This window comes from Shewanella electrica (assembly GCF_022321485.1).
Taxonomy (GTDB): domain Bacteria; phylum Pseudomonadota; class Gammaproteobacteria; order Enterobacterales; family Shewanellaceae; genus Shewanella; species Shewanella electrica.
Genome location: NZ_JAKOGG010000003.1, coordinates 279,044 through 294,116 on the forward strand (window position 1 = coordinate 279,044; position 15,073 = coordinate 294,116).

General features: G+C 52.1%; 9 protein-coding genes. All 9 read right to left on the reverse strand.

What is annotated here, in order from left to right; translation table 11 throughout:
- Nucleotides 1-72 precede the first annotated feature (72 nt).
- Nucleotides 73-1,521, reverse strand: coding sequence for a metalloprotease TldD (gene tldD / locus L9G74_RS06110; RefSeq protein ID WP_238895415.1), 1,449 nt, complete (start codon nt 1,519-1,521; stop codon nt 73-75).
- Nucleotides 1,522-1,555: 34 nt separating this feature from the next.
- Nucleotides 1,556-2,401: a carbon-nitrogen hydrolase family protein gene (locus L9G74_RS06115; RefSeq protein ID WP_238895416.1), complete on the reverse strand. Its 846-nt coding sequence runs from the start codon at nt 2,399-2,401 to the stop codon at nt 1,556-1,558.
- Nucleotides 2,325-6,476, reverse strand: coding sequence for a YhdP family protein (locus L9G74_RS06120; RefSeq protein WP_238895417.1), 4,152 nt, complete (start codon nt 6,474-6,476; stop codon nt 2,325-2,327). Before L9G74_RS06120 ends, L9G74_RS06115 begins: the two co-directional genes overlap by 77 nt.
- On the reverse strand, nt 6,476-7,984 hold the full coding sequence (gene rng / locus L9G74_RS06125) for a ribonuclease G (RefSeq protein ID WP_238895418.1): 1,509 nt from the start codon (nt 7,982-7,984) through the stop codon (nt 6,476-6,478). Before rng ends, L9G74_RS06120 begins: the two co-directional genes overlap by 1 nt.
- Before the next feature lie 92 nt (nt 7,985-8,076).
- Nucleotides 8,077-8,658: a Maf family protein gene (locus tag L9G74_RS06130; protein WP_238895419.1), complete on the reverse strand. Its 582-nt coding sequence runs from the start codon at nt 8,656-8,658 to the stop codon at nt 8,077-8,079.
- Nucleotides 8,659-9,147 (reverse strand): rod shape-determining protein MreD, encoded by a 489-nt coding sequence (gene mreD, locus L9G74_RS06135; RefSeq protein WP_238895420.1) that lies wholly within the window; start codon nt 9,145-9,147, stop codon nt 8,659-8,661.
- The gene (mreC, locus tag L9G74_RS06140) at nt 9,144-10,013 is read right to left on the reverse strand and encodes a rod shape-determining protein MreC (protein WP_238895421.1); all 870 of its coding nucleotides are present in this window, start codon (nt 10,011-10,013) and stop codon (nt 9,144-9,146) included. The genes mreD and mreC overlap by 4 nt, the downstream gene beginning before the upstream one ends.
- 47 nt (nt 10,014-10,060) lie before the next feature.
- Nucleotides 10,061-11,110 carry a rod shape-determining protein gene (locus tag L9G74_RS06145; protein ID WP_238895422.1) on the reverse strand — a complete coding sequence of 350 codons (1,050 nt, stop codon included), beginning with the start codon at nt 11,108-11,110 and terminating at the stop codon, nt 10,061-10,063.
- Between the two features lie 264 nt (nt 11,111-11,374).
- Entirely contained in the window at nt 11,375-15,073 is a 3,699-nt protein-coding gene (locus L9G74_RS06150; protein ID WP_238895423.1) for a DUF6701 domain-containing protein, read from the reverse strand.

Consider the following 15,073-nt stretch of genomic DNA (forward strand, 5'->3'; position numbering starts at 1 on the left):
ACTAGCCAGCCGTAGCGTTCGACTGGCTAGTCGCAAAAACGTCCTTGCTCTGCGAGGGCTGCACCTCAGCGGTTAGGCGGTACCACCCACGGTCAAACGATCCAGTTTCAGGGTTGGTTGACCCACACCGACAGGCACACTTTGACCATCTTTACCGCAGACGCCAACGCCTTGATCTAAGGCCAGATCGTTGCCCACCATCGAGATCATGCCCATCGCTTCTGGCCCATTACCAATCAAGGTCGCGCCTTTAATCGCTTGGGTGATTTGCCCTTTTTCGATTAAGTAAGCTTCTGAGGCGGAGAACACGAACTTGCCGGAGGTGATATCCACTTGGCCGCCACCAAAGTTAGGCGCATAAATACCCTTCTCCACCGAGGCGATGATATCTTTGGGATCGCTCTGGCCTGCCAGCATGTAGGTGTTGGTCATGCGTGGCATTGGCAAGTGGGCGTATGACTCGCGGCGACCGTTACCAGTAGGCGCTTGTCCCATCAAACGGGCGTTGAGTTTATCCTGCATGTAACCTTTAAGAATGCCGTTTTCGATCAGTACCGTGCGATGCGTTGGCGTGCCTTCATCGTCAATACTGAGCGAGCCACGACGATTTGGCAGCGTGCCATCATCCACCACAGTGACCAATTCCGAAGCCACTTGCTGACCAATGCGGCCACTAAAAGCGCTGCTGCCTTTACGGTTGAAGTCGCCTTCTAGACCATGGCCGACCGCTTCATGCAGCAATACGCCAGGCCAACCGGCACCCAGCACCACTGGCATCTCACCGGCTGGGGCATCGACCGCAGTTAGATTCACTTGCGCTTGGCGCACCGCTTCGCGGGCAAAGGCAAAACACATGGGCAGACCATCGTCGCTATTTGCCATCAGCACGCTGTAATCATGACGGCCACCACCACCAGAGCCACCGCGTTCACGGCGACCATTTTCTTCGATAATGACGGAGCAGTTAAAGCGCACCAGCGGGCGAATATCAGCAGCCAAGGTGCCATCGCTAGCGGCCACTAAAATCTCTTCATAAACCCCTGACAAGCTGACAACCACTTGGATAATGCGGCTGTCGAGGCTGCGAATGTACGCATCGGCTTGTTTGAGCAAGGCGATTTTGCTGGCTTCATTCAGCGCCGCAATCGGGTCTGCTTCGGAGTAAAGCGCCACGGCGCCGCGGCGTTTCCACGCTTGCACTTTGTGCTGGCCGCCACTGGCCGCAATACCGCGGGCAGCATCGGCGGCGGCGGTTAATGCATTGGGGGTGATCTCATCGGCATAAGCAAAGCCGGTTTTCTCACCCGCGTTGGCACGCACGCCCACGCCGCGCTCGATATGGAAGCTACCCTCTTTGATAATGCCGTCTTCTAGCACCCAAGATTCATGGCGACTGCCTTGAAAATAGAGATCGGCAAAGTCGACTTGGTGCTGATGAATGTGTTTCAGGTATCCCTGCAGATCTTCGAGATCTAACCCTTGCTGCAGTAGACTGGCTCCGACTTGCGTTAAAACTGGCATGAATGCACTCTCACTAAGATCTTGTGATGGAAAACTATTTGCGCTGCAACGGCTGTAACTGCGGTGCAGCAAATCGATTGTGTTGGCAGACTGGCATATCTTGACGGACCTTGGCAACTAGCGACAGGTCGATGGGCGCTTGCACCCAGCCAATACCGCTAGCTTGCTGCGCGACGATGCGCCCCCAAGGATCGATAATCATCGATTGGCCCCACGTTTCGCGGCCACCTTGATTATGTGCGCCCCACTGCCCCGCCGCTAAAATATAGCATTGGCTTTCTATCGCCCGCGCCCGCAATAACACTTCCCAGTGGGCGGCGCCGGTGACTTTGGTGAATGCGGCTGGCACGACAATTAATTCTGCACCTTGCAAGCGTAGCGCACGAAATAGGTCTGCAAAACGTAAATCGTAACATACCGTTAGGCCTAATTGACCAAATGGTGTGGGTAATACACTGAGATGGTCACCGCCACAGAAGGTGTCGCTTTCGCGGTAACTGCCAGTGTTGTCGCTGACATCCACATCAAACAGATGCAGTTTGTCGTAACTACCAACAATACCGCCTTGATCGTCGAATAAGATGCTACGGCTATAAACACGGCCATCGCCACTGGCCGCAGGCACTGTGCCGCCGACTAAATAGACTTGATATTGGCGCGCTAATGCTGCGAGAGCTTCGGTAAGATTGAGTGGTGCATCGGTCGCAGACCATGCTAATTGCTCGCCTTCATGGCCGCCAAACAGCAAGGCACATTCAGGCAACACCACCAGTTGTGGCTCACCCGCCTGTCGCGGTAATTGCTCAAGCTGCTGCTGGATAAACGCTAGGTTCTCGTCCGGCTTGCGGCTGCTCTGGCACTGTAACAGACTCACTTGCATGCGGCGGCTCCTTGCTCGGTGATGGCGTCACTGTTGATGTTGCTTCGTCATTGGCAGCGGGGGTGGCTGGCATGATGACATTGCGGCTATCTACCTGCGCCGTTGGGCTGGCTGGCGCGCGGTTACTTGCATCGCTATCGCTACCTTGGCTGTTATCTTCAGCACCGGCGTCACCCTGTTTATCCGCAGGCAAAATGCTTTTCGGAATTTCGATCTCTTTGCTCTTACGCTCTAACTCTTCCAGTTTTGGCTCGCTAATGGTGCCTGTAAGACGGAAGCGAATTTCTGAAATGACTTCAATCACTGGCTCCAATACTTTGGTTAATGCGAACGCACCCAGCCCCATGGTCCACGCACTGGTACTGAGCAGCACCACGGTAGGCACGCTGGAGGCGAGTTTCGGTGCAAAGCGGATATCGTAGTTTAGGCTTTCGCTGACCAAGTTGGTATAACCGCGCACCTTCATGTTGCCCGCCACCGCATCCATTTCAGTATTAGTGGTTTGTAACATGCCGTTGTCTAACGCTAAGTCGCCATTGAACGAGTTGAAATACAGCCCTTTACCAAACACGTCGGAAAAGTCGAGCGACAACTTACGCAAAATCGAATCTAAGCTAAACAGCGAGAAGATACGCGCGCCTTTATCGCTGAGCTGTTCCATATGGCCTTTGCCCAAATCAAAGCGCACATTGCCACTTAGCGATGGCAAATTAAAACCGCTGGGGCCACCGGCCCAATTCAGCTCAGCCTTCAATTTCAGTGGTGAGTCTTTCACGCCTGGCGTCACATCAAACACGGCGGCCAGCTTTTCGAAATTGTCGGCATCCAAGGTAAATTTCACCGAAGTACGATTATTGCCTTCGGTGATCCAATCACCGCTGCCCTGCAAATTGCCTTGCGCTGCATTAAGCGAAAACATCTGGAAGTGATAACCCTGCGGCGCTGGCGCACCTTGCATCACCAAGTGACCAAGCGGCCAACCTTGATAGCTAAAATCGGCGATATCAAGCGCTAACGGCGGCAACTGTGTCACGGCATTGTCAGCCTTGGCGGCGTCGGCATCGGCGGCAACTAGCGGTGGTGTAGCATTGAGATACACCCGCGACGCCACTACTTTTAGGCCTTGTTGCAACCAATCGGGGAAGATCTCGATACTGCCAGCAAAGGCCGGTGCATCAATATTAAATAGCCATGAGGCTTGGGTATCGTGTGCATCCAAGCGGAGTTGATTAAAGCGTTGCCCTAAAATATCGAGCTGGGCTACGGTGCCACCAATCGCGACGAGTGGCGGGAAGAAACTTGGTTTTTTCGCGGAGGAAGCGGTTTCGCTGGCAGCGTTCGTCGCCACAGCATCGCTACTGGATGGCGCTTGCTTGAAATTGAGGAACGATTCAATCACCGGCTGCCAGTCGCTAAATTGGGTGTCTTTTAACGCAAGCCACAGTTTGCCATCGGTCTTATGCAACTTGTCACCGCTACGGAATGGCCGTCCCAGCATAATATCGTAGTGTTTGAGTCGGTCTTCTGCGGCATCAAGACTGCCCCAGAACTCGGCGAGGTCGCCCATGCGGATCCCGAGCGACGCTTGTTTATCATCGCCGAGCAATTCTGCCGACACAGTTAACGCTTGGCCTTTGGCCTTGTTAAACGGCGCAGGTAACAGCAGTTGGCTTTGCTTCAGATCGGCATCAGCGTTGGCCTGAATACGAAAACCGCTGTCATCAAAGATCAGCTGTAAATAGCCTTTCCAATTCATTTTTCCGGCGTAAAACGACTGTAGCGGGTTATTGAGCTCTTTCGGCAGTTTATCGAGGTTCCAAGCACCGTCCAGATGCACCGTTACACCAAAATCATCGTTGTTGCGGCCAGTAGTAAAGTCCATGCGCACTGGTTGCTGATACATCAAGCCAGTGACTTTATCGCTGCGGACCACTTCATTATCAAAGGTGACTTCACCATTGAGTTTGCGCAACAACACGCCGGGCTTGCTGACGTACACCGTGTTGTTATCCAGCAGCACTTTGCCATGAATATCTGGCGTACCACCTTCATACAACGGAATATCGAGCGCGAGCGAGCCGTTGATGGCATCGCGAATGTTGATCACATCCAAGGTGGAACTGACGCTAGTCAATGGCGATAGCGCCATCACTTGGCTAACATCGGGGCCGTTGGCGTGCAAATCCGCATTCACCAGCAAATGACTGTGCGCATCCATTTTAGGAATGCTGACTTGGGCACCACTAATGTCGACTTTTTTCAACATGCCTTGCTGTATGTCTAACGCCATGCGGTCGTTTTCAAACAGTGCCGCTAAGGTCAATTTATCTGCCGCTGGCCAATCCGGTTGAAAGGCAAATGTGCCCTGTTGCAAGGTAAATGCCGCTTGAAATACCCCTTGCTGTTCCGCGTAAGGGAACTCACTCAGTGGCCCACGCCATACCACCCGCGCATCATCACTGCGCCCGGCTTTAATCGCTTCGGTAAGATAGTGAGTAAGGTCTTCGCCCATCGCTTTGACGGGAAAATAACGGTGCGCATTAGCAAGATTGTGTAACGCCAATGAGGCCGATAGGCTGAGTTCTGGCGTGTCAGCCAAACTCATTAGCGCACTGGCGTCGAGGCTGAGGTCACTATTATTCAGCACCAGAGACGGCACGATTAGCTGTTTTTCTGCAACATCAAACCCAACTTGCAACGCCTCACCGTCTAACGCAAGCGGACCTTTGAATTGATCAACAAAACTCAGTTGATAATGCTGCGCCGGTAGCCGAGCACTCAAGAAACCACCGTTGCTGCCCAGTTCGATATCGATGGGCGCGCTGCCGGGAATGGCATCGACCGCCTGCCAACTCAAGGCCTTAATAGGCAGTTGCAGTTGCATAGCTTCGTTTGGTGCTTGGTAAAGTTGCAGTTGCTCAATTTGGCCTTTGACATCCAACGCCAATACTTTACGGAGTTGCTCCGGCGTAATCGCCGGGATCAACGGTGCCAACGGCCGCAGTTGTTCTAGGGCGAATGCTGATACGTGACCAAACAGCCGTTGCTGCCGCTTAGCCACATAGATAGAAAAATCCTGCCACGGTTGCTGATTACTGCTAAACGCTAAATCGCGACTCGACAACTGCCAGCCTTGGTCACCCTTCTGCCACAACAACTGACCGCCATCAATGGTGAAGTTTTGCTGCTCATCTTGCTGCTGCCAATCCAACACTGAGTGACCAAACTGCACTAAGCCGCGCTCGATACTGCGGTGTTCTACGTCAAACCATGCTTGCAGATTCACCACGCCTTGCAGCGGGATCGACAGTGGCTCATCTAACGCTTTACTGTGTTCTGATGCCCAAGCGCCCAAGTTCAGCTCGTTCGCCGCGATATATAGCTGCCCTTTGATGGAATCGGGTTTATTGCCATTGCCAGTCAAATCGACATTCAGCAACATATGCTGACCGCTTAACGAGGTGCGATCCAGATACAAGGCGCCATTGGCGCGATGGCGTTCACCATGGTTTAACCAACGTAGCTGTTTCAGTTGAATTGGGCGATATTGGTGGCTGGCAGACAGCAACTGCACGGTGGCGTTATCGATGGCATATTGCTGTAGTTGTTCCAGCAGTAAACTGTAGAGCCAATCAAGATTGGCGGCATGATGTGGCTGCGCCGTGGCAGGCTTGGGGTTAGCGTTATCACCGAGCTTATCTAGGTCGAGCGCCAGATAGACATTGCCAAAGTTGACGTTCTCTACCTGCGGCGACAAGTTCAACAACGTCTGCCAAAAATCGAGTTTGATCTGCACATTGTCGATGCTGAAGCTTACCGGCATGTCGCCCTGCTGCGGCACGGAGACCGAATCGATAGTGACCGATGGCCCATAGGCTTGCCACTTGGCCGACAGCTGTCCCAGTTCCATTTGTACGCCGTATTGGTCGGCGATGTACTGCTCTAAACGCTCGGCATCAAGCTGCGGCAACAAACCGCGAATAAGGCTGACCGTGAGCGCAAACAGCACTAAAATCAGCGCTAAAAACTGCCCCAAAAAACGGCCAAACTTAAACGAGCGAAAGCGTAACGTCACTAAACCATCACCACATCAAACTTGCTTTGTACATACATAGGCTCACACTGCAACCGCACCCGCTTGCCGATATAAACTTCCAGCTCGGCCAGTGAATGCGCTTCATCAGCCGCCAGCGCTTCATAAACGGCGGGAGCGCAGTAGATCAAAAACTCATCGGCTTTGTAGGTGCGATCAAGACGGATTATCTCGCGGAAAACTTCATAAGAGACGGTTTCCACAGTTTTCATTGACCCCGCGCCACGGCATGCGGGGCATTCGCCACACAACACATGCTCTAAACTTTCGCGGGTGCGCTTGCGCGTCATCTCCACCAAACCTAAGCCACTAAAGCCAGAAATATTGGTCTTTACTCGGTCTTTGGACAACGCATTGGCGAGACTGTTCAACACCCGCGCTTTGTGTTCCTCGTTGGTCATATCGATAAAGTCGATAATGATGATACCGCCGAGATTGCGTAACCGCAGTTGCCGCGCAATCGCCAGCGTGGCTTCCATGTTGGTGTTGAAGATGGTTTCTTCCAGATTGCGATGGCCGACAAAACCGCCGGTGTTGATATCTACCGTGGTCATGGCTTCGGTCTGGTCGATAATCAAATAGCCGCCAGACTTCAGCTCCACTTTGCGCTCAAGCGCGCGTTGGATTTCGTTCTCGACATCGTACAGATCGAACAGCGGCGCAGGGCCAGTGTAATGCTCAATCTTACCGGCCACATCTGGCATAAATTCTTGGGCAAACTGTTGCAGCTCTTCCACCGTGCCGCCCGCGTCTACTTGAATACTGTCGAGCTCCAAGCCGACAAAATCACGCACCACGCGCACCGGCAGCGCCAAATCTTGATACAGCAGCATAGTGCCGGGGCGTTTACGGCGTTCGCTGACTTTGGCCCACACGCGGCGTAAAAAAGCGGCGTCTTGGCGTAATTCATCGGCACCGGCACCTTCGGCTGCGGTACGGATGATAAAGCCGCCATCTTCATCAACAAACGGTACGGTGATGTCTTTGAGGCGCACGCGCTCCTCTTCCGATTCAATCCGTTGTGATACGCCGATATGGCTGGAGCCCGGCATAAACACCAGATAACGTGATGGCAGGGTGATATCAGTGGTCAGGCGCGCGCCTTTGGTGCCCAGCGGATCTTTGACCACCTGCACCATAATGTCTTGCCCTTGGCGAACCAATTCGGCAATGTCGCGCACCACAAAATTGCCTTTTTCTACATCGGCAACACATTCGGTGTGAGGGAAAATATCCGAAGCATGTAAAAATGCCGCCTTTTCAAGTCCAATATCCACAAACGCGGCTTGCATACCGGGTAACACACGGCTGATTTTGCCTTTGTAGATATTGCCGACCAAACCACGTTTCATGCGGCGTTCGATATGAACTTCCTGCAGTACACCATGCTCGATCAAGGCAACTCTGGCTTCGGTTGGAGTCACGTTGATCAACAGCTCGGAACCTGCCTTACGCGGTGTCTTGCTATTGACTGTGCCAGTGGAACTCACAATTTACCCCTGTTGAAAACGCTAATGTTTTGATTCTATCGATTGCTGGCAGTGAAATCTGCTCAATTAGGTAGGTTTATACCCACTAATCCTCAAATAATGTGCATTTTTTGCAGCAACTCGCGAGTTTCCACCAACGGCAAACCAACCACGGCGGAGTAACTTCCCTGTAGCTGTTTTACAAAGCTGCCGCCGAGCCCTTGAATCCCGTAAGCACCGGCTTTATCCATTGGCTCGCCGCTAGCAATGTAGGCGTGGATCTGCGCGGCGGTTAGCGCGGTAAAGGTCACTTCGGTGCACACTAGCACAGACTCGGTGCGCGCGGCGGAACACAAAGCAACGGCGGTCATCACTTGATGAGTACGGCCGCTGAGCGATGACAACATGGCAAACGCCTCGTCACTATCAGCGGGTTTGCCCAGAATGGTGTCATTACACACCACAATGGTGTCGGAGCCCAACACCACGGCGTTGGCATCAGCACTGGCAGCGAGGCCAGCTTGGGCTTTTTCCAAGGCTAAACGGCGCACAAATGGCGCTGGCGCTTCACCCGCGCGTAGCGATTCATCAATATCTGCCGGTTGTACGCTGAATTGAAATGCTGCGTTACCTAAGCCCAGTTGCGCCAATAGTTCACGTCGCCGTGGCGAAGCTGAAGCCAAAATCAGTGTCATCTATTTTACCTTATAGCGGCGGCGTAACCGGCGCAGCACCCAGTAGATCCAGCGCCATAAAATCATGCCAGACAGCGCTGGCAACAGAAGTTCAAATGAGAATGGTGGGCGATCTAATAGAAACTGTACCCAAAATACGATCAGATGGTAGCAACACAGCACTAAGCCGATAATCACCGATTGCTGCAATACGGGGAAGGTTCGCAAACGCTGAAAGTTAATCACAATTAGGTAGATAACTAGCGAATAAGCCAAGGAACGAATGCCTAAATGCGCGCCGAGCAACACATCCAGCAGGGTGCCAATCACAAAGGCAGTGAGAATGTTGTAGCGATGCGGCAAAGCCATCGCCCAATAGATCATGATCAGCAGTAACCAATCAGGGCGAAATGGCATCACCACATCAGGTACTGGCATTAACTCAAATAACAAACCAATCAGCAGCGAACACCACACCACCAAACGCCCATGGGCATGTTCTAATGTCATTGGCTAACGTCCTCAGTCGTTGTTGCCGCGCTCGCTTCAGGTTCTTGCGTAGGCGGATGGTCCGGCCAAATCAGCAGCAGGTAACGAATTCGGTCTAGCGCCGCCATCGGCTGCGCCGTTACTTTCAGGTAGTTTTGCCCGTCATCACGGTTAATGGTGATCACCCGAGCCACTGGGTAGCCTTCGGGAAAACGATTGCCTAAGCCAGATGTCACCAACAAATCACCCACTTTGATATCGGTGCTTTTGGCAACATAACGCAGATCTAACTGATCGAGTTCACCGGTACCATTGGCAACAACGCGCACATCGTTGCGGGTAATCCGTACCGGAATGCCCTGTTTCGGGTCGGAGATCAGTAACACCCGCGAGGTCAACGCGTTCACTTCCACCACTTGGCCCACCACGCCTTGCGCATCCACCACCGGCTGACCAACAAATACGCCGTTGTTACTGCCGTGGTTAATCACCACAAATTGATGAAAAGGATCGCTGGCAACTTCCACCACTTCGGCCACCATCTTTTTGGCGTCCATGTGTAGTGGCGAACCAAGTAAGGCACGCAAACGTTGGTTCTCTTGGCGAAGATGTTCAAACCGCTGCAAACGCTCGCTCATCATCACCTGCTGACGTAGCAACTCTTGGTTTTGCTTTTTGAGCATGCTGAGGGAGGCGAGATTTTCCGCGCCCCAGTCAAACAAGTTGCCGGGGGCTGTGGCAACGTATTGCATTGGGCTTAACACCGAGGCGAGCGCCTCACGTGCGGGTTCAAGTTTTTTATTGGCAAACAACAAAGCCACCGACAGAATAACTGCCAGTGTTAAACGAAATTGATGCGAAACACTGCGAGCAAATATTGGCGTCATAATAAAGCGAAGGCGGTATTGCGACCGCCTTATGCTGCACTGTTAACTCAGGTCTCTTCCGAGAATAGGTCGCCACCGTGGATATCGATCATCTCGATCGCCTTACCACCGCCGCGCGCTACGCAAGTTAACGGATCTTCTGCCAGCATCACTGGAATACCGGTTTCTTGCATCAGCAGACGGTCCAAATCACGCAGCAATGAACCACCACCGGTGAGCACCATGCCACGCTCAGAAATGTCGGAAGCCAATTCTGGCGGTGATTGTTCCAACGCGGCCATCACAGCACTGACAATACCTGACAGCGGTTCTTGCAGCGCTTCGAGAATTTCGTTGCTGTTCAGGGTAAAGCTTCTTGGTACCCCTTCAGCCAAGTTACGGCCGCGAACTTCAATCTCCAACACGTCATCGCCTGGGTAAGCGGTACCGATGGTATGTTTGATACGTTCGGCGGTCGCTTCACCAATCAAACTACCGTAGTTACGACGCACATAGTTGATGATCGCTTCATCAAACTTGTCACCACCGATGCGTACAGAAGAGGAATACACCACACCGTTCAACGAGATGATGGCAACTTCAGTGGTACCACCACCGATATCTACCACCATAGAGCCGGTGGCTTCAGATACGGGCAAACCCGCACCAATAGCAGCGGCCATTGGTTCTTCAATCAAATAGACTTCACGTGCACCAGCGCCCATGGCTGATTCTTTAATCGCGCGGCGTTCAACTTGGGTCGCTCCGACGGGAACACAGACTAAAACGCGTGGGCTTGGACGTAAAAAACTGTTGTTATGTACTTGTTTAATAAAGTACTGCAACATTTTTTCTGTTACGTGAAAGTCAGCAATCACGCCATCTTTCATCGGGCGAATTGCTTGAATATTGCCGGGTGTACGCCCTAGCATCTGTTTTGCTTCCATCCCGACGGCTGCAATAGAACGCTGACTATTGCCGCTGCGATCCACTCGAATAGCAACAACAGAAGGTTCGTTCAAGACGATGCCTTCGTTTCGGACATAAATTAAGGTGTTGGCGGTACCTAGGTCGATCGAGAGATCATTCGAAAAAATGCCACGCAGCTTTTTCAACATGTAACTAGCCTGTAATCTGTGGAGTCGGAGAAGAAGATTTGAAAATCAGCTAACTTTATCAATGCCTCCCCGGTTCCACAAGACTGACAAGGCTAACAAACGCTGACGAAGCATAATTTTTTCTTGCAGATCGGTTCGTTGGCGGCAAAGTGTCATAAAAGTGGCGTGAATTGTTCATTTTACCAGCAACTCATTCACTCACGCGTGCCATCGGCCATTAGTGCATGAGCGGCGCGACCAACATAGACAGCAGGTCAGTATGTGCTAACGTACCTCACGCCAGTTGATGATGCGATCGTGACCGCGATAGCGACCAAAATAGACACTCGCCCGCGGATCTTGCGGCAGATTAGATACCCCATCAAATTGCCAATACCATTTGAGATAATCTGGCACCACAACAGGTGCGGTCACTTTACCTTGATAAGCGCCCGATGATTCCCAGCTAATCCCAAACTTACCTAGGCTGATCTGCGCTGGTGCTCCCGTGCGAATCATCTGCAGACCGTTACTCAAACTAGGTTCAAACAGATAACCCAAGGCAGCATCACTTTGCTGAGTTTGCATGGCTGGCGTGACCAAGCTACAGCTGTCATCGGTATTGAGTCGCCATTGTTGACCATCCCAGTATTGGCTCTGACCGTTCATTACCACGGGCTGATTTTCAGGCCCATAAGTGTCAAATAGCACTGCACGACCAAGGCGCATATCTATGGTTGCTAATTTCCGCGCATTACAGCTTCCCGTGCAACTGCCCTCGGCATCGGCACGCATATCTGCATCGAGCATCGGCACCAGATCGCGGTCATCTATGCGCACTCCGAGCGCCAGCGCCGAATATGGCCCATCGGCTTGTGGTGCAGGTGGCCGCGAGAAGGTTACTGGTGCTTGGCTAAAACTCATTTGGCCGCTGTTCCACTGTCCAGCTAACGCAGACAACCGCGCCGACAAATCAATACCATCCAAGTTATTGGCGGCCTGCAAGCGCGCGCTGCCATCAGCAAAGCTGCCAGTATAGTTTAGCGTTAGCTGACCACTACGATTACGCGCACTTAAATTGGTGCTCAAATAAAACGGCTGTGCCATATAGGTAAACGCACCACAACCTGATACCACATGAGAGTTTTCCGCCTTAAAGCCTGCAGGATAAAAGCGGCCAACGGGATCAGAGAAATAGGCTGGAATGGCATACGCTTGCGAGTCCAAATAAGGCAATTGGCTGTTTGCTGCAAAGCGAAATACGCCCACTTCCGCGACGGTTTGTTGCACATTAGTACCACTGACGCTGGCGAGCTGGGCATAATCGCGTTGCGCTAACTCACCTAACTGACCATTCTGCGGTGCCACCAGCTGATGTGATAACGCGACAGCATTCATAGCAAACGACGGTGTATCACCGTTGCTACAGATATTGCTGCTGTTATTGTTGTGCCAGCGTTTAGCGCGGATATTTAACGTAAACGGATCGCCCGCCGCACGAAACGCTGAACAACTGGCATTGCCAGAAGCACAATCGGCATTAGGCTCAGGCGCCGTCACACACAGCCCGACCGGGAAACTAACAAAGGCATCATCGCCATCCATCACTAAACCAGCATCAATACCACTGCCGACGTACTGGGCATGCAATGCCAGCTTACCAGCGTCATCATAGTTCACCGTTACCGTGGCTTCCCCTTGCGCATTGAACTGGACTGATTGCGACTCAGCACTGACTGCCGTTGAGGCTATCGCGCGACTATTCACGGTCACTGGCGGTGGTGTGTAACCCGCAATGCTTGGTCTATCAACCACGCTGGACCAGAATTTCAGATTCTTAGGTGTTGACGCAAAAGCGCTGACGCAACGCTTGGTTATGTCATCTTTTTTGACCGCTTTTATCAGCACATCAATCGGCTTGGCGGCTAATTTATCGGGCACATCAAAGACAAAGCCGCTGTCGCTAAAATTCACCGTACATGCTGCATTCGACAAGGCACCGCCATTTTGACGGCATAAAGTGGTGCTAAACGCTTTAGTCACCGGTGCCGAGCCAGTCACATCTAACGTGACCGGCCCCGCTTGAGTATGGGATAACTGAATCGTGGTCGAACCGCCAGAGAAACTGACCGGATTACTTGGCAGCCATGAGTTCCCTTCGGGCGCCAATGTCGCCGTCACAGGATCGGTATATAACTCACTGCATGAAGCATTTTTGCACGCTTTAAGGGTCATGCTCAGCGGCGTGCAAGTGAGCGGTGAGTCGTTAATTTCAATTTCGAAATGGTCAATCACGCCGGTAATCGCTGTCGATTTCAAGGCGCAGATGCGCATGTTATCGACCTCATGCACGTTGAAGTTCTGCCCCGTCGAACCCGTTAGCGAAAACAGTAGATTTTGCGGCAACGCCAACTGGCCCGCACGGTTTAACACGTTAAAGTTGTCAACAATGGTGCTATAACCTGAGCCCGTATTACGCTCAATTTTGAGAATAGCGCGGCCGCTGTTACGGCTATCGAGCGTTAAGCGATATTGGTGATTGGCGCCGTTATTATCATCAATATGGGGCGACATGCAGATGCCTAAAAATATGTAGCTGAAGGTTGAAGTATCGCAAACTGCCGCTAAGAAGTTATATCCCGCGGTGCCACGACCAGAACCACGCACCGCCACGGTCTGGCGTAAAATGCCGGCATAGTTATAATCTCCGCCCTCAGAAGAGTAGTTGCCATATTCATCCAGACCAACGCCTAACCAACCACCAGCAAACCCCGCAATCCCTGGTTTATAGCCATAGCCTAACGGGCCACCAAAAGCGCCGGGGCGCGGCGTAAACACAGCATCCGACAACACTAATGCCATGCCATCAGCACCGTTGCCATCATAGGCGTAGTGATTAAATTCCACAGTGATGTAGTTAGCCGCACCGGGAAATAACCGTTGATAAGTGGCCGATGTTGCCTGATTAGCAACAGCTTGCGTCATGCGCAAGCGTCCCTGAGGCGTGGTAGATGGCGAGAAGTTGCCACTGCTCCGTGCTACCACCCAGTTAGGTAAACTGGATGAGGAGAAGTTATCGGTAAAACAGGTGAGATTTGGCAGAGTAAAACGGTCGGCATCGTTGAGTTGACTCGTTCCAGTCATTAGCAACGCTGCGCTGGTCACGCGACCATAAATCACTGAGCTGTCATTCAGATAAACCCGGCTGAAACCATAAACATAGCCATCCAAGCGGCTACTACCATCCAAAGATAAGTTGTTATACGCCACCAAGGTTAACGCGCTGGCATCACTCTTATCCACCAAACCGCTGTTGATAAGGCCCGTGCCGACAAATAAGCGAACGTTGCCATCAATACGCAGATGACCATTACCATTCACCGTGAGCGATTCAATCCAATAATCACCACTACTTAATGTCACCGTCGCGCCACCGCCGATATCTAAAGTACGCAAACGATATTCCATTTGTGCAGGAGAAAAAGACAGATCACAATCCTTGTACAAGCGCACAGTATTGAATTGACTACGGCCATCATAACCGAGTCGTAACTGGTCACCGTAATTACAATTGCCGATGTTGCTAGCGCTACTGCCGTCATTACGGTTAGAAGAATATAAAAAGCCATTGCCAAAGCTGGATGACAAGCGCACCTGTGAGGTACCGTTAATTCGACAATAGTCGCGGTTCGCCCCGGCGGTATCACACGCATCTTCGGGCATACCCGCCCCAAGGTTGGAATTACAGTACTGGAGACTATTGCCTTTAGTGCCGTTGATTTTACTGCTGTCGTACATACCAAGCTGGGGCTGTTCCACAAACAAACATAATAGCGACAGTGATGCTCTCGTCCCTTGTGCAACGGCGGGGAATACGTTTTGATAGTTTATCTGTTCAAATGCCTGCGCCGAACCGCCAAGCAAGGATAGCAGCAAAATGAAACTGCCAGTCACGGCCACCATCGCGGATCGGAGTCTGAGCAA

What these genes read in the sequence shown, in the direction of transcription:
- L9G74_RS06145 (WP_238895422.1), bottom strand. Translation starts at nt 11,110, where the DNA reads ATGTTGAAAAAGCTGCGTGGCATTTTTTCGAATGATCTCTCGATCGAC.
- mreD (WP_238895420.1), bottom strand. Translation starts at nt 9,147, where the DNA reads ATGACATTAGAACATGCCCATGGGCGTTTGGTGGTGTGGTGTTCGCTG.
- mreC (WP_238895421.1), bottom strand. Translation starts at nt 10,013, where the DNA reads ATGACGCCAATATTTGCTCGCAGTGTTTCGCATCAATTTCGTTTAACA.
- L9G74_RS06130 (WP_238895419.1), bottom strand. Translation starts at nt 8,658, where the DNA reads ATGACACTGATTTTGGCTTCAGCTTCGCCACGGCGACGTGAACTATTG.
- L9G74_RS06115 (WP_238895416.1), bottom strand. Translation starts at nt 2,401, where the DNA reads ATGCAAGTGAGTCTGTTACAGTGCCAGAGCAGCCGCAAGCCGGACGAG.
- tldD (WP_238895415.1), bottom strand. Translation starts at nt 1,521, where the DNA reads ATGCCAGTTTTAACGCAAGTCGGAGCCAGTCTACTGCAGCAAGGGTTA.